Source organism: Streptococcus mitis (assembly GCF_946188695.1).
GTDB classification, from domain to species: domain Bacteria; phylum Bacillota; class Bacilli; order Lactobacillales; family Streptococcaceae; genus Streptococcus; species Streptococcus mitis_DF.
The window spans coordinates 1-15,040 of the sequence record NZ_CAMHWI010000028.1 but is presented as its reverse complement, the minus strand read 5'-3'; the positions used below and the strand labels follow the sequence as shown (position 1 = coordinate 15,040).

Here is a 15,040-nt window from a genome sequence, read left to right as displayed (position 1 = left end):
TTTCAGACCCGCTTGGGTCTTTTTTTCACGAGACTTGAAATGGGAGAGCGAGTTGGGTCCAGTGGACCTCTTTTTCATGAGCTTGGAAATAAGAAAGTGAATTAAAACTCGGTTGGGTCTTTTTTCACGAGATAGTTTTTTTCTGACCTTGGCGTGCTATAATGGTAATAAAAAGAGTAAAGGTGGGTAAGTCAAAGATGAATTGTACGATTAGAAATATGATTAAGTCTGATATTGAATCTTTATCTCATGGATTTATGAATCAAGGTTGGCCTGGTAGAGAGGAAATTTTGGCTAGATATTTTCTGGAACAGGAAAGTGGGGAGAGAGAAGTCTTAGTTGCAGAAATTGATGGTGCTGTAGCGGGCTACGTTACTATTTTGCCCTCTGCTAAACATGGTCCTTTTGCAGAAGTCTATCCAGAATTATCAGATTTTAATGTGTTTGAGCCTTTTCGAAATCAAGGGATTGGGAATCAACTGCTAGAAGAAGCAGAAAAACGAGTCAAGTTTGTTTCGAGCAAGGTCACTCTTGGTGTAGGTTTGCACTTAGGCTATGGCCCTGCCCAGAGATTGTATATCAGACGGGGCTACATTCCAGATGGGACAGGTGTCTGGTATCGAAATCAACCCTTGGAAATGAATGCAACTTGCCAAAATAATGATGATTTGGTTTTGTATCTAGTAAAGGAATTCGGATAAGAGGCAAGGATTTTATTGGGGATGTGGGATTTCTCTACTTTATGGTATAATGGAAAGAGTTAGATTGAAAGAGGTAGTGAGATGGATGCGAAATTAAGATACAAGGCAAAGAAAATCAAGATTGTCTTTTTTGATATTGATGATACCTTGCGAAATTCCAAGACTGGTTTTATTCCGTCTTCAATCCCAGCTATTTTTAAGCAACTACGTGAGAAAGGAATCTTGACAGGTATTGCTTCTGGACGGGGGATTTTTGGTGTTGTACCAGAGATTCGTGATCTTAAGCCTGACTTTTTTGTGACCTTGAATGGGGCTTACATCGAAGATAAAAAAGGCCAGGTCATTTATCAACATCAGATTGAGAAGTCAGATGTTGAGGAGTATATTTCTTGGGCCAAGCAAGAAGGAATTGAGTATGGCTTGGTTGGGAGCCATGATGCCAAGTTGTCGACTCGCACTGATATGATTAGTGAGGCTATCAATCCAATTTATCCCGACTTAGATGTAGATCCAGATTTCCATGAAAAAGAAGCTATCTATCAGATGTGGACTTTTGAAGATAAGGGAGATGACTTGCACTTGCTGGACAGTCTCTCAGATAAACTTCGCATGGTTCGTTGGCATGAGCATTCGTCTGATATTGTGCCGATTTCAGGCTCTAAGGCGACGGGTGTGGAAAAGGTTGTGGAACACCTAGGTTTGAAACCAGAGAACGTCATGGTCTTTGGAGATGGCCTCAACGACTTGGAACTCTTTGATTACGCTGGTATCAGCGTTGCAATGGGAATTTCTCATGATAAAATCAAAGAAAAAGCAGATTATATTACAAAAACATTAGAAGAAGATGGCATTTTTGATGCCTTAGAAGGATTTGGTATGGTAGAAAAAGAATTGCATTTCCCACAAGTAGACATTGAAACAGTAGAAGGTCCTCTTGCGACCATTAAGACCAATCACGGAGACTTGCGTATCAAGCTCTTCCCTGAACATGCCCCTAAAACAGTAGCTAACTTTGTTGCTCTTTCAAAAGATGGCTACTATGATGGAGTCATTTTCCACCGTATTATCAAGGACTTTATGATTCAAGGTGGAGATCCAACTGGAACTGGTATGGGTGGCGAGTCAATCTACGGTGAATCGTTTGAGGATGAATTCTCAGAAGAACTTTACAATATCCGTGGTGCCCTTTCTATGGCCAATGCTGGTCCAAATACCAACGGCAGCCAGTTCTTTATTGTGCAAAATCAACATCTGCCTTATTCTAAGAAAGAAATTGCTCGTGGTGGTTGGCCAGAACCGATTGCGGAAATTTATGCTGAACAAGGTGGAACTCCTCACCTGGACCGCCGTCACACGGTTTTTGGTCAGCTAGCTGATGAAGCATCTTACGCTGTCTTGGATGAAATTGCTGCTGTTGAGACAGGGGCTATGGACAAGCCAGTTGAAGATGTTGTGATTGAAACAATTGAAATCGAGGACTAAGATGAAAATCGGTGATAAGCTAAAAGGGCGTATTACAGGGATTCAGCCCTACGGTGCCTTTGTTGAGTTAGAGACGGGTGATACGGGGCTGATTCACATTTCAGAGATTCGAACAGGATTTATTGAAAATATTCATGAAGCCTTGAAAGTCGATGAAGAGGTTCAAGTTCAGGTAGTGGATTTAGATGAATTTACAGGGAAAGCCAGTCTTTCTATCCGTACTTTGGAGGAAGAAAAGCACCAGTTTCCTAGACGGAGACGCTTTTCAAGCGACCGCTTTAACTACGGCTTTGCGCCTCTCAAAAGAATGATGCCAATTTGGACCAAGGAAGCCCTTCAACATTTGAAGAAGCAGAAGAATTAGTTAGAAATCTATATTCTTTGTAATGTTAATATAAATTTGCTATAATAGGACCATGGAAGAAGAACAATTATTAAAATCAGGAGAGCGCATTAACCAGCTCTTTTCGACAGATATTAAAATCATTCAAAATAGAGAGGTTTTTAGCTATTCGGTGGATAGTGTTCTCTTGTCACGCTTTCCACGTTTTCCTAAGAAGGGCTTGATTGTGGATTTCTGCGCTGGGAATGGGGCGGTAGGGCTTTTTGCCAGTACTCGTACTCAGGCACAGATTTTGGCTGTTGAGATTCAAGAGCGTTTGGCGGATATGGCTGAACGCTCTGTCCGTTTGAATGGATTAGAGGAGCAAATGCAGGTCATCTGCGACGATTTGAAAAATATGCCTGCCCACATTCAGGGAAGTAAGGTGGATATGATTTTGTGTAATCCGCCTTATTTCAAGGTGGATCCTCATTCCAATCTGAATGAGAGTGAACATTATCTCTTGGCGCGACATGAAATTTCGACCAATCTGGAGGAAATCTGTCGTAGTGCCCAAAGTATTCTCAAATCCAATGGGCGTTTGGCCATGGTTCATCGCCCTGATCGACTTCTGGATATTTTGGATACGTTACAACGGCATAATCTAGCCCCCAAGCGCCTGCAGTTTGTTTATCCAAAAAGAGAAAAGGAAGCCAATATGCTTTTGATTGAGGCTATCAAGGATGGTTCAACAAGCGGCTTTAAGGTCTTACCACCTCTCATTGTTCACAATGATGATGGCTCTTATACGCCGGAACTCGAAGAGATTTATTATGGATCATAAGGCTTATATGTACGTGCTGGAGTGTCGTGATGGATCTTACTATACAGGCTATACGACTGATGTGAAAAGACGCCTCGCTGTCCACAATAGTGGGAAGGGAGCCAAATACACACGAGCACGCTTGCCAGTCAAACTCATCTATGCTCAAGGTTTTGCCAGTAAGGAAGAAGCTATGTCGGCTGAAGCCCTTCTCAAGCGTAAGAAGAGACCACAGAAGGAAAGATTTTTATCTGAAAATCAAGATAGAAATTTACTCATACTCAATGAAAATCAAAGAGCAAACTAGGAAGCTAGCCGTAGACAGTACTTGAGTACGGCAAGGCGAAGCTGACGTGGTTTGAATTTGATTTTCGAAGAGTATCAGTTATTTTGAAGAATCGTGAGGAGCCCTTTGACTCCTCTTACTTTTGTCAAAAAGCGAAAAAAATGCTACAATAAAGAGAATAAACAAAATGAGGTATTATCATGTCTAAGATTCTAGTATTTGGTCACCAAAATCCAGACTCGGATGCCATCGGGTCATCTGTAGCCTTTGCCTACCTTGCAAAAGAAGCTTATGGTTTGGATACGGAAGCTGTTGCCCTTGGAACTCCAAATGAAGAAACAGCCTTTGTCTTGAACTATTTTGGTGTGGAAGCACCGCGTGTTATCACTTCTGCTAAAGCAGAAGGTGCAGAGCAAGTTATCCTGACTGACCACAATGAATTCCAACAATCTGTATCAGATATCGCTGAAGTAGAAGTTTATGGTGTTGTGGACCACCACCGTGTGGCTAACTTTGAAACTGCAAGCCCACTATACATGCGTTTGGAGCCAGTTGGTTCAGCATCTTCAATCGTTTACCGTATGTTCAAAGAACATGGTGTAGCTGTGCCTAAAGAGATTGCTGGTTTGATGCTTTCAGGTTTGATTTCAGATACCCTTCTTTTGAAATCACCAACAACACACCCAACAGATACAGTCATTGCTCCTGAATTGGCTGAATTAGCTGGTGTAAACTTAGAAGAGTATGGTTTGGCTATGTTGAAAGCTGGTACCAACTTGGCAAGCAAATCTGCTGAAGAATTGATTGATATCGATGCTAAAACTTTTGAATTGAACGGAAATAATGTCCGTGTTGCCCAAGTAAACACAGTTGACATCGCTGAAGTTTTGGAACGCCAAGCAGAAATCGAAGCTGCAATGCAAGCTGCTAACGCAGCAAACGGTTACTCTGACTTTGTCTTGATGATTACAGATATCGTCAACTCAAACTCAGAAATCCTAGCACTTGGTGCCAATATGGACAAGGTTGAAGCAGCCTTCAACTTCAAACTTGAAAACAATCATGCCTTCCTTGCTGGTGCCGTTTCACGTAAGAAACAAGTGGTACCTCAATTGACTGAAAGCTTTAATGCTTAAAATTTTGAGTATCAATTCAAATTAGGAAAGGCTAGTTTGCCTTATATCGAAAGGAGTTTCAGCTCCTTTTTTTCTAGGAGAGAAGCATGTTAGAAAATGGCTATTTGATACTCAATGAAAATCAAAGAGCAAACTAGGAAGCTAGCCGCAAGCTGTACTTGAGTACGGTAAGGCGACGCTGACGTGGTTTGAATTTAATTTTCGAAGAGTATGATTTTGTGAGAGATGAGTCAGATACGGGACAGGCCATTCAGACTTCCACAGGCAACTATAGCCATGTTGCGATTTGTTTGGATGGGATGATTTACCACGCTAGTGGAGAATTTGGTGTGGTCTGTCAAGAACCGGCAGACTTCTTTGAGTCCAATCATTTGTACGACCTCTATGTTTACCCAGAAATGGATATCCAGTCTGTGAAGGAAAGAACTTGTATGCATCTTGGAGCACCCTACAATGCTTCTTTCTATCCAGATGGATTTGGTTTTTATTGTTCCCAGTATATAGTAGAAGTCTTACCGATTTTTGAAACTATTCCCATGAAATTTGGAGATGGTGAGCAGGAGATTAGTGGTTTTTGGAGGGAGTATTATAGAGAACTAGGTTTGCCTGTTCCTCTAAACCAAGCTGGGACCAATCCTAGTCAGTTGGTAGCATCGCCTCTGTTAGAATGTAAAGAAAGGAATCTTCATGATTCAGATTTTTAATCCATCTCGTTTGACGAGACAGCCTTTTTTTGGAGAATTGATCCGCTATCTGGACCAGCATGAGGATGTGATTTTACGGGAAATCAAGGCTCAATTTTCAGATGTTACAGTTGACAAACTCATGGAAGAGTATATAAAGGCAGGCTTGATTCTACGAGAAAATAAGCGTTATTACCTTAATCTTCCTATGCTTGAATCACTCGATAGTCTCGAACTGGATCAAGAGATTTTTGTCAGTGAAGATAGTCCGGCCTATCAAGCCTTGTTAGAGCAGCGTTTTGAGACAGAATTACGAAATCAAACCAATGCAGCTATTTTAGTTGAAAAGACGGACTTTGCGAGATCAAAAATGACCCTGTCCAATTATTTCTACAAGGTCAAACATCAGTATCCTTTGACAGAAAAACAGCAGGAGCTCTATGACATTTTGGGAGATGTCAATCCTGAGTATGCTCTCAAATATATGACGACTTTTTTGTTGAAATTTCTCAAAAAAGACCAGCTTATGCAGAAACGCCGTGATATCTTTGTGGACAGTTTAGTTGTCCTAGGTTATATTGTCCAAAATGAAGATGGAAAGTATGAGTTGGCTATCGATTTTGATAAGGAAAGATTAACTTTCTACTCGGCGTGATTTCTTGTTTCTGAGCACATTGTTTGACTTTCCTTAGTATTCGGTATAAACTATATGTAACTGGTAACACATATCGGAATAAAACTAAAGGAGACAATCATATGTCACTTGAAAACAAATTGGAACAAGCAACAGGCGCTATCAAAGAAGGATTTGGTAAGGTTGCTGGGGATAGCAAGACTGAAGCAGAGGGCGCTGTAGAAAAGACAGTTGCTAAGGCAAAAGAAGTAGTTGAAGATGCTAAAGGTGCTGTAGAAGGTGCCGTTGAAGGTTTGAAAAACGCTTTTAAATAAGGATAGAAAAAATCAAGGGTTTCATTTCCCTTGATTTTTTACTATCTTATAAATAATTTTCCGCGACGGCTGCATCTCCTGGATAGGCTTCTTTCTTGCCTTGGACGATTTGGTAGCAATCAGCTCCCTTACCAGCGATAATAACTGCATCTGATTCTTGACTTGTAATAGCCATAGCTTCTCTGATAGCTTCTTGGCGATCCGCAATCTTTTCAACAGGATGATTGATATAGCTACTAATTTCATCCGCAATGGCCATTGGATCTTCATAGTTGGGGTCATCGGCAGTCAGAAAGACTTGAATCTCAGGGTGTTGATTGAGGAGGAGGCCAAAGTCCTTACGACGGCTTTCTCCCTTGTTTCCTGTCGAACCCAGAACCAGTGCAATCTTTCCAGTTTGATGACTCTCTACAACATTGATGAGTTTTTTCAGACTGTCCCCATTGTGGGCATAGTCGATGAAGACCTTGGCGCCATTTTTCTGAGTGAGGACTTCCATACGACCAGGAACGCGGGTTGCAGCGATTCCTTTTTTGATGTCCTCAAGACTTGCTCCGAGACGGAGGCAGGCAAGTCCAGCAGCAACGGCATTTTCTTGGTTGAAGTGTCCAATGAGTTGAATATCATAATCTCCAGCGAGTTTACCCGTAGTTGAAAAACTAAAGGCTTTGGAATTCTCGATTTGGTTACTTGACTGGCTACCATAGAAGTCATGTTCTTGATGTTCCACCTGTTCTTTTAGTACAGAAAAGTGGTCCATGTCACTGTTAATGATGACTGCTCGGCTATTTTCCATCAAGAGACGCTTGTGGTAGAAGTAGTCTTCAAAGCTAGGGTGTTCAATCGGGCCAATATGGTCTGGGCTGATATTGAGGAAAACTCCTACATCAAAGGTTAGACCATAGACACGTTTGACCAGATAGGCTTGACTGGATACCTCCATGATGAGGTGGGTGCGGTCATTTTGCACAGCTTGATTCATCATATCAAAGAGGTCAATACTCTCAGGAGTTGTCAATGCAGACTTAAAGAAAGTCTTGCCATCTAGAGTTGTGTTCATGGTCGACAACATAGCAGGTCGATGTCCTTGAGACAAAATGTTATAGGCGAAGTAGGCTGCTGTTGTCTTACCCTTGGTTCCAGTAAAGGCCAGGAGTTTGAGTTTGTCTTGTGGATTGCCATAAAACTCCATAGCAATCAAACTCATGGCCTTTTTGATATCATTCACAATGATGACGGGGATATCAACTTCATAGTCCTTTTCAGCCACATACCAACCGAGTCCTTGAGAGATGGCTGAAAGCAGAAATTCCTTCTTAAAGGCAGCGCCCTTGACGAAAAAGAGGCTCTTCTCTTTGGCCTTGCGGCTGTCATAGCAGATGGTATCAAACACGACATCGCTGTAGTTGTAGTGGTAGTGTCCTTGGTCGATAATCTCGCGGAAGAGACCATCTTTCTTTAATATATCTAATACGGTTTCAATCTTTATCATACTTTCTATTGTAAACCGAAAGTCGCAAATTTACAAGTAACAAGGAAAAGTTTATAATGGAAGATAAGGAGTTTTTCCTAGTTATCAAAATTGAATGAGGAATCTATGTCGCACGAAAACAATCACCAGCAGGCCCAGATGTTACGGGGGACTGCTTGGTTAACGGCTAGTAACTTTATCAGTCGCCTGCTTGGGGCCATCTATATTATCCCTTGGTATATCTGGATGGGGTCTTATGCAGCTACAGCCAATGGTCTCTTTACCATGGGCTACAATATCTATGCCTGGTTCTTGCTGGTTTCAACAGCGGGGATTCCGGTTGCGGTGGCCAAGCAAGTTGCTAAATACAATACCATGCGAGAAGAGGAGCATAGCTTTGCCCTGATTCGGAGCTTTTTAGGCTTTATGACGGGACTAGGCCTGGTCTTTGCTTTAGTCTTGTATGTCTTTGCTCCTTGGCTAGCAGACTTATCTGGCGTGGGCAAAGACTTGATCCCAATCATGCAAAGCTTGGCTTGGGGAGTCTTGATTTTCCCATCTATGAGTGTTATCCGAGGATTTTTCCAAGGGATGAATAACCTCAAACCTTATGCCATGAGTCAAATTGCTGAGCAGGTCATTCGTGTCATCTGGATGCTCTTAGCAACCTTTATCATTATGAAACTCGGTTCAGGAGATTACCTAGCAGCCGTTACCCAATCGACCTTTGCGGCCTTTGTCGGCATGGTAGCCAGTTTTGGAGTTTTGATTTATTTCCTTGCTCAAGAAGGTTTACTCAAAAGAGTCTTTGAAACAGGGGATAAGATTAACAGCAAGCGTCTCTTGGTCGATACCATTAAGGAAGCTATTCCTTTTATCCTGACAGGTTCTGCCATCCAGCTTTTCCAGATTTTGGATCAGATGACCTTTATCAATAGTATGAGTTGGTTTACCAACTACAGCAACGAGGACTTGGTTGTCATGTTTTCTTATTTCTCAGCCAATCCTAATAAAATCACGATGATTTTGATTTCTGTTGGGGTTTCAATTGGGGGTGTCGGTTTGCCGCTTTTGACGGAGAACTATGTCAAGGGGGACTTGAAGGCAGCTTCTCGTCTCGTTCAGGACAGCATTACCATGCTTTTCGTATTCCTACTACCAGCAACAGTTGGAGTGGTCATGGTAGGAGAACCTCTTTATACCGTTTTCTATGGCAAGCCAGATAGTTTGGCTATGGGCTTGTTTGTCTTTGCAGTTTTGCAGTCTACTATTTTAGGTCTGTACATGGTCTTGTCTCCGATGCTTCAGGCCATGTTCCGCAACCGCAAGGCCGTTCTCTATTTTATCTATGGTTCTATTGTCAAGCTAGTCTTGCAAATACCTACCATCGCCCTCTTCCACAGTTATGGTCCTTTGATTTCCACAACCATCGGTCTTATCATTCCTAACGTCTTGATGTATCGGGATATTTGTCAAGTAACAGGTGTCAAGCGCAAGGTGATTGTGAAGCGAACCATTTTAATCAGTTTGTTGACTCTTTTCATGTTTCTAGTAGTTGGGACATTGCAGTGGATTTTAGGATTTGTCTTCCAACCAAGTGGACGTTTGTGGAGTTTCCTATATGTAGCTCTTGTTGGTGCCATGGGTGGCGGTGTTTATGGATTCTTGAGTCTCCGTACCCATTTGTTGGATAAGGTAATTGGAAAAGCCCAAGCAGATCGCCTGCGAGCAAAATTAAAAATTTCTTAAAAAATAATTTATAAATAAAATGAATAAGTTGAGTTTTTTTAAAACCAAATCACTCTCTTATTCATTTTTTATTGTTAGAATTGGATATAAAATGTAAAACAGAGAATAAATAACAAAAGTAATTGAATTTTATGTCAAAAAACACTTGACTAAAAAGTAGTTAGTTTGTATAATAAAACAAATCTTTAAATCAGGAGGTTCTGGAAATGAAAAAGTCTAAGGCCAAGTATGCAACACTTGCAGGTGTCGTGCTAAGTGCAGGTATTTTATTAAGCGCGTGTGGAAATTCTAGCACAGCGTCAAAAACATATAACTATGTTTACGTAAGTGACCCATCTAGTTTGAACTATCTAGCAGAAAACCGTGCAACAACCAATGATATCGTGGTTAATTTGGTAGATGGGCTCATGGAAAATGACCAGTATGGGAACTATATCCCATCCTTGGCAGAGGATTGGAGTGTTTCCAAGGACGGTTTGACCTATACCTACAAGCTGCGTAAAGATGCTAAATGGTATACTGCAGATGGAGAGGAATATGCTCCTGTAACTGCCCAAGATTTTGTCACTGGTTTGAAATATGCGGCTGATAAAAAATCAGAAGCCTTGTACTTAGTGCAAGAATCTGTTGCAGGTTTAGATGACTATATCACTGGTAAAACAACAGACTTTTCAACTGTCGGAGTTAAGGCTCTAGATGACCAAACCGTTCAATATACTTTGACACGACCAGAATCTTACTGGAACTCAAAAACAACCTCAACCATTCTCTTCCCAGTCAATGCGGATTTCTTGAAATCAAAAGGGGATGATTTTGGTAAGGTAGATCCATCTAGCATTTTGTACAATGGACCTTTCTTGATGAAATCCTTTGTTTCAAAATCGGTCATCGAATACAAGAAAAATCCTAACTATTGGGATGCTAAAAATGTCTTTGTAGATGATGTGAAATTGGCCTATTATGATGGTAGTGACCAAGATGCACTGGCTCGTAACTATGTAGAGGGAGCCTATAGCTATGCTCGTCTTTATCCAAATAGTTCAAGCTTCGAAGGAATCAAAGAGAAGAATAAGGACAATATCATCTATAGTCTGCAAGATGCTACATCTTACTTCTTAAACTTCAACTTGGATAGAAAATCTTATAAATTCACTTCAAAAACAAGTGATGCTGAGAAGAAGTCTACACAAGAAGCGGTTCTTAACAAAAACTTCCGTCAAGCCATTAACTTTGCCTATGATCGTACAGCTTACGGGGCCCAATCTCAAGGAGAAGAAGGGGCAACTAAGATTTTGCGTAACCTCGTCGTTCCTCCAAACTTCGTAAGTATCAACGGAAAAGACTTTGGTGAAGTAGTAGCCTCTAAGATGGTTAACTACGGTAAGGAATGGCAAGGAATCAACTTTGCAGATGCCCAGGATCCATACTATAATCCTGAAAAAGCCAAGGCTAAATTTGCAGAAGCTAAGAAAGAACTCCAAGCCAAAGGAGTCCAATTCCCTATTCACTTGGACATGACAGTTGACCAAGCTGCTAAAAAGGGTGTCCAAGAGGCAAACTCTATGAAGCAATCTATTGAAGCAGCCTTAGGTGCAGAGAACGTTGTAATTGATATTCAACAACTCACTACTGAAGATTATGATAATACAAGCTATTTGGCTCAGACAGCAGCTCAGAAGGATTATGATCTTTACAACGGTGGTTGGGGTCCTGATTACCAAGATCCTTCAACCTATCTTGACGTCTTTAACGTTAATTCTGGTGGTTTGATGCAAAATCTAGGTTTAGAGCCAGGTGAAGCCAATGACAAGGCCAAGGCTGTTGGATTGGATGTCTACACTCAAATGTTGGAAGAAGCCAATAAGGAACAAGATCTTGCAAAACGCTATGAAAAGTATGCTGATATCCAAGCTTGGTTGGTGGATAGCTCTCTAGCAATTCCAAATGTTTCTAAGGGCGGAACACCAGTATTGAGAAAAACAGTTCCTTTCTCAGAACCATATTCATTAGCTGGTAATAAAGGTATCGAATCATATAAATATCTCAAAGTACAAGATAAGACGGTCACAAAAGACGAATATGAAAAAGCCAAAGAAAAATGGTTGAAAGAAAAAGAAGAATCTAATAAAAAAGCCCAAGAAGAATTGGCAAAACATGTCAAATAAGGATTTTTCAAGAAAAACGATGGTTTCGAAAGAAGCTGTCGTTTTTATATAGAATGATGGAAAATTTGGAAGAAAAGTGCTTACATTTTCTCTTAGTTAATTGAGTTTATGCTATAATAAATATAAGAAACTACGTTCGAAAATTTACCCAATGTTGATTGAAGTATGCACACGCTAGGGTAATGTTATAGGAGGGGTGCCATCTACTGGAAAAGTAAGATAAAATGCAACAAATGATAAGTTCTTCTTTTATGTGAAGAGTTCTTATCTGGCTATGTAGTGATCGTTATGGAGGTAATATCATGGGCGCTATTATGGAGTTTGCGACAGAAAAACAGATTGCATCATTTCTGTCAACTTGTCGCATTGAAGGGCAAAATAATTTTCTGATGGCCTTCAAGAAAAAGACATGGCTGAAATCCTTTATTGATTTTTTCATTGTAGGAGGAAGTTACTATGTTCAGTCGAGTGTGAAGCCTAAGATTCTGGTATTCACACCTAAGGGAATCTACTTGATGGACATCAGTGATATAACTGAAAATCGTTCTAATCAAGTCCTTGAGATGCCTTGGAATCAAGTTAAAGATTTTACTTATAAGCCAGTCTTGAATACAGTTAGGCTGAACTGGAACTATCAAAATGAAACCTATATGTTTTCCGTGGATGTCGGTCAGGTTAGTCAGCGTGTGGGCCAGTATCAATTTAACAAAGAGCATTATGACTATTTAGCCCAACAGGATTTCTTTCAGTCCAAGTAAACACAAGTAATCATCGTCACAAAAGGATCTGGAATGTTTTCTGGATTCTTTTTTAGCTTTACTCGATAAGTCTATAGTTTGAAACTATAACTAGCTCTTGAAAAGAAGAAAATGAGTTGATGAAAATAAGTGGTACAATAGTTACTATAGATTTGGAGGTATTGTATGAGCAAGGAATTACACATTAACACAATTTTGGCCCAGGCGGGTATCAAGTCAGATGAAGCGACAGGAGCTTTGGTGACACCGCTACATTTTTCAACGACCTATCAGCATCCAGAGTTTGGTCAGTCTACTGGCTTTGACTATACGCGTACCAAAAACCCAACTCGTAGCAAGGCTGAAGAAGTTTTGGCAGCCATTGAGTCAGCTGACTATGCCCTAGCGACTAGCTCAGGGATGTCAGCAATTGTACTAGCCTTTAGCGTCTTTCCAGTAGGAAGTAAGGTTTTGGCAGTGCGTGACCTTTATGGTGGTTCTTTCCGCTGGTTCAACCAAGTGGAGCAGGAAGGTCGATTCCATTTTACCTATGCTAATACAGAAGAAGAGTTGATTGCTGAGTTAGAAAAGGACGTGGATGTTCTCTATATCGAAACGCCAACCAATCCTTTGATGTTGGAATTTGATATTGAGAAACTAGCAAAATTGGCTCATGCTAAGGGTGCCAAAGTGGTGGTGGACAATACCTTCTACAGCCCTATCTACCAACGTCCGATTGAAGATGGAGCAGACATCGTTCTTCATTCAGCGACTAAGTATCTAGCAGGGCACAATGATGTCTTGGCTGGAGTGGTTGTGACCAATAGTTTAGAACTATACGAGAAACTCTTTTACAATCTCAATACGACAGGGGCAGTCTTGTCTCCATTTGACAGTTATCAATTGATTCGTGGTCTCAAGACTCTATCTCTTCGTATGGAGCGCTCAACAGCCAATGCCCAAGAAGTGGTTGCCTTTTTGAAGGATTCTCCAGCAGTTAAGGAAGTTCTCTACACTGGGCGTGGAGGCATGATTTCCTTTAAAGTAGCGGATGAAACACGTATTCCTCATATCTTGAATAGTCTCAAGGTCTTCTCTTTTGCGGAAAGTTTAGGTGGGGTGGAAAGTCTTATCACTTACCCAACGACCCAAACCCACGCTGATATTCCAGCAGAAGTGCGCCATTCTTATGGTTTGACAGATGACCTCTTACGCTTATCAATCGGGATTGAGGATGCTAGAGATTTGATTGCAGATTTGCGCCAAGCCTTGGAAGGATAAGATAAAGATGGGAAAATATGATTTTACAAGCCTGCCTAATCGTTTAGGGCATCATACCTATAAATGGAAAGAAGCAGAAACGGATAGCGAAGTCCTACCAGCTTGGATAGCGGATATGGACTTTGTGGTCTTACCTGAAATCCGCCAAGCAGTGCAAACTTACGCGGATCAGCTGGTTTATGGCTATACCTATGCTAGTGATGATTTAATTAAGGAAGTTCAAAAGTGGGAAGCCAGCCAACACGGTTACCACTTTGACAAAGAAGCCCTCGTCTTTATCGAGGGTGTGGTACCAGCTATCTCGACAGCTATACAATCTTTCACAAAAGAGGGCGAAGCGGTTCTGATTAACACGCCTGTCTATCCACCTTTTGCTCGCAGTGTCAAGTTGAACAATCGTAGATTGATTACCAATTCTTTGGTAGAAAAGGATGGTCTGTTTGAGATTGACTTTGATCAACTTGAAAAGGATTTGGTGGAAGAGGAGGTCAAACTCTATATTCTTTGCAACCCTCACAATCCTGGTGGACGTGTGTGGGAAAAGGAAGTGTTGGAAAAGATTGGCCAACTTTGTCAAAAACATGGTGTTTTGTTGGTTTCAGATGAGATTCACCAAGATTTGGCCCTCTTTGGTCACAAGCATCATTCCTTCAATACCATCAATCCTGACTTTAAAGAATTTGCTATCGTCTTGACTAGTGCCACTAAAACCTTTAACATTGCGGGTACAAAAAATTCCTATGCAGTCATTGAAAATCCTAAGTTGAGAGCGGCTTACCAGAAACGTCAGTTGGCTAATAATCAGCATGAAATTTCAGGCTTGGGTTATTTGGCGACAGAAGCTGCCTATCGTTATGGGAAGGATTGGCTGGGAGAACTCAAGCAAGTCTTTGAAGACCATATCAATTATGTGGTCGATCTATTTGGCAAAGAAACTAAAATCAAGGTCATGAAACCGCAAGGAACCTACTTGATTTGGCTTGATTTTTCAGCCTATAACCTGACTGATGAAAGATTGCAAGAGCTTTTGAGAAATGAAGCCAAGGTTATCCTCAACCGTGGTTTGGATTTTGGGGAGGAAGGAAGTCTCCATGCCCGCCTTAATGTAGCCATGCCTAAATCTCTGCTGCAAGAAGTCTGTCAGCGGATTGTGACGACTTTTGCCAAACGTTAAAAATCGGTAACTTCTAAAACTAACTTCCAGTTTCCCCCAACCTAGCCTTCAGTATGAGAAAAACGCGTGAAATCAGTAGAAA

Annotated in this window: 15 protein-coding genes; 14 read left to right on the top strand and 1 reads right to left on the bottom strand. The window is 41.1% G+C overall.

Going from position 1 to position 15,040, the window contains the following annotated elements:
* The first annotated feature begins 197 nt into the window (after positions 1–197).
* The 9 genes from N8L33_RS09565 to N8L33_RS09525 all read left to right on the top strand — a co-directional run bounded on the left by N8L33_RS09565 (position 198) and on the right by N8L33_RS09525 (position 6,381).
* The gene (locus N8L33_RS09565) at positions 198–701 is read left to right on the top strand and encodes a GNAT family N-acetyltransferase (RefSeq protein WP_261059716.1); all 504 of its coding nucleotides are present in this window, start codon (positions 198–200) and stop codon (positions 699–701) included.
* A gap of 81 nt (positions 702–782) precedes the next feature.
* Positions 783–2,183 (top strand): bifunctional Cof-type HAD-IIB family hydrolase/peptidylprolyl isomerase, encoded by a 1,401-nt coding sequence (locus N8L33_RS09560; RefSeq protein ID WP_261059715.1) that lies wholly within the window; start codon positions 783–785, stop codon positions 2,181–2,183.
* Position 2,184: 1 nt separating this feature from the next.
* A complete protein-coding gene (locus N8L33_RS09555) occupies positions 2,185–2,547 on the top strand; it encodes a S1 RNA-binding domain-containing protein (protein WP_023943268.1) in 363 nt (120 codons plus the stop codon).
* A 52-nt stretch (positions 2,548–2,599) separates the two neighbouring features.
* The gene (locus N8L33_RS09550) at positions 2,600–3,349 is read left to right on the top strand and encodes a tRNA1(Val) (adenine(37)-N6)-methyltransferase (RefSeq protein ID WP_261059714.1); all 750 of its coding nucleotides are present in this window, start codon (positions 2,600–2,602) and stop codon (positions 3,347–3,349) included.
* Positions 3,339–3,635: a GIY-YIG nuclease family protein gene (locus N8L33_RS09545; protein WP_084862548.1), complete on the top strand. Its 297-nt coding sequence runs from the start codon at positions 3,339–3,341 to the stop codon at positions 3,633–3,635. The genes N8L33_RS09550 and N8L33_RS09545 overlap by 11 nt, the downstream gene beginning before the upstream one ends.
* 179 nt (positions 3,636–3,814) lie before the next feature.
* Positions 3,815–4,750: a manganese-dependent inorganic pyrophosphatase gene (locus N8L33_RS09540; RefSeq protein ID WP_049516428.1), complete on the top strand. Its 936-nt coding sequence runs from the start codon at positions 3,815–3,817 to the stop codon at positions 4,748–4,750.
* A gap of 197 nt (positions 4,751–4,947) precedes the next feature.
* A complete protein-coding gene (locus N8L33_RS09535; protein ID WP_261059717.1) occupies positions 4,948–5,454 on the top strand; it encodes a UDP-N-acetylmuramoylalanyl-D-glutamate--2,6-diaminopimelate ligase in 507 nt (168 codons plus the stop codon).
* Positions 5,438–6,088 (top strand): DUF1803 domain-containing protein, encoded by a 651-nt coding sequence (locus N8L33_RS09530; protein WP_261059713.1) that lies wholly within the window; start codon positions 5,438–5,440, stop codon positions 6,086–6,088. Before N8L33_RS09535 ends, N8L33_RS09530 begins: the two co-directional genes overlap by 17 nt.
* 101 nt (positions 6,089–6,189) lie before the next feature.
* Entirely contained in the window at positions 6,190–6,381 is a 192-nt protein-coding gene (locus N8L33_RS09525) for a CsbD family protein (RefSeq protein WP_173267004.1), read from the top strand.
* Between the two features lie 46 nt (positions 6,382–6,427).
* On the opposite strand, the gene N8L33_RS09520 is transcribed toward N8L33_RS09525, so the two are convergent.
* On the bottom strand, positions 6,428–7,873 hold the full coding sequence (locus tag N8L33_RS09520) for a UDP-N-acetylmuramoyl-L-alanyl-D-glutamate--L-lysine ligase (protein ID WP_261059712.1): 1,446 nt from the start codon (positions 7,871–7,873) through the stop codon (positions 6,428–6,430).
* 105 nt (positions 7,874–7,978) lie between these two features.
* On the opposite strand from N8L33_RS09520, the gene N8L33_RS09515 reads away from it, so the two are divergent.
* From N8L33_RS09515 to N8L33_RS09495, 5 genes are all read left to right on the top strand, one after another.
* The gene (locus tag N8L33_RS09515) at positions 7,979–9,601 is read left to right on the top strand and encodes a putative polysaccharide biosynthesis protein (RefSeq protein ID WP_261059711.1); all 1,623 of its coding nucleotides are present in this window, start codon (positions 7,979–7,981) and stop codon (positions 9,599–9,601) included.
* A 206-nt stretch (positions 9,602–9,807) separates the two neighbouring features.
* Positions 9,808–11,766, top strand: coding sequence for a peptide ABC transporter substrate-binding protein (locus N8L33_RS09510; RefSeq protein WP_261059710.1), 1,959 nt, complete (start codon positions 9,808–9,810; stop codon positions 11,764–11,766).
* Positions 11,767–12,068: 302 nt separating this feature from the next.
* Complete coding sequence (locus N8L33_RS09505) at positions 12,069–12,524, top strand: hypothetical protein (RefSeq protein WP_261059709.1); 456 nt, start codon at positions 12,069–12,071, stop codon at positions 12,522–12,524.
* Positions 12,525–12,689: 165 nt separating this feature from the next.
* Positions 12,690–13,784, top strand: coding sequence for a cystathionine gamma-synthase (locus tag N8L33_RS09500; RefSeq protein ID WP_016399612.1), 1,095 nt, complete (start codon positions 12,690–12,692; stop codon positions 13,782–13,784).
* Positions 13,785–13,791: 7 nt separating this feature from the next.
* Positions 13,792–14,958: a MalY/PatB family protein gene (locus tag N8L33_RS09495; protein ID WP_261059708.1), complete on the top strand. Its 1,167-nt coding sequence runs from the start codon at positions 13,792–13,794 to the stop codon at positions 14,956–14,958.
* The last annotated feature ends 82 nt before the right edge of the window (positions 14,959–15,040 follow it).

What these genes read in the sequence shown, in the direction of transcription:
- N8L33_RS09565 (WP_261059716.1), top strand. Translation starts at nt 198, where the DNA reads ATGAATTGTACGATTAGAAATATGATTAAGTCTGATATTGAATCTTTA.
- N8L33_RS09560 (WP_261059715.1), top strand. Translation starts at nt 783, where the DNA reads ATGGATGCGAAATTAAGATACAAGGCAAAGAAAATCAAGATTGTCTTT.
- N8L33_RS09555 (WP_023943268.1), top strand. Translation starts at nt 2,185, where the DNA reads ATGAAAATCGGTGATAAGCTAAAAGGGCGTATTACAGGGATTCAGCCC.
- N8L33_RS09550 (WP_261059714.1), top strand. Translation starts at nt 2,600, where the DNA reads ATGGAAGAAGAACAATTATTAAAATCAGGAGAGCGCATTAACCAGCTC.
- N8L33_RS09545 (WP_084862548.1), top strand. Translation starts at nt 3,339, where the DNA reads ATGGATCATAAGGCTTATATGTACGTGCTGGAGTGTCGTGATGGATCT.
- N8L33_RS09540 (WP_049516428.1), top strand. Translation starts at nt 3,815, where the DNA reads ATGTCTAAGATTCTAGTATTTGGTCACCAAAATCCAGACTCGGATGCC.
- N8L33_RS09530 (WP_261059713.1), top strand. Translation starts at nt 5,438, where the DNA reads ATGATTCAGATTTTTAATCCATCTCGTTTGACGAGACAGCCTTTTTTT.
- N8L33_RS09525 (WP_173267004.1), top strand. Translation starts at nt 6,190, where the DNA reads ATGTCACTTGAAAACAAATTGGAACAAGCAACAGGCGCTATCAAAGAA.
- N8L33_RS09520 (WP_261059712.1), bottom strand. Translation starts at nt 7,873, where the DNA reads ATGATAAAGATTGAAACCGTATTAGATATATTAAAGAAAGATGGTCTC.
- N8L33_RS09515 (WP_261059711.1), top strand. Translation starts at nt 7,979, where the DNA reads ATGTCGCACGAAAACAATCACCAGCAGGCCCAGATGTTACGGGGGACT.
- N8L33_RS09510 (WP_261059710.1), top strand. Translation starts at nt 9,808, where the DNA reads ATGAAAAAGTCTAAGGCCAAGTATGCAACACTTGCAGGTGTCGTGCTA.
- N8L33_RS09505 (WP_261059709.1), top strand. Translation starts at nt 12,069, where the DNA reads ATGGGCGCTATTATGGAGTTTGCGACAGAAAAACAGATTGCATCATTT.
- N8L33_RS09500 (WP_016399612.1), top strand. Translation starts at nt 12,690, where the DNA reads ATGAGCAAGGAATTACACATTAACACAATTTTGGCCCAGGCGGGTATC.
- N8L33_RS09495 (WP_261059708.1), top strand. Translation starts at nt 13,792, where the DNA reads ATGGGAAAATATGATTTTACAAGCCTGCCTAATCGTTTAGGGCATCAT.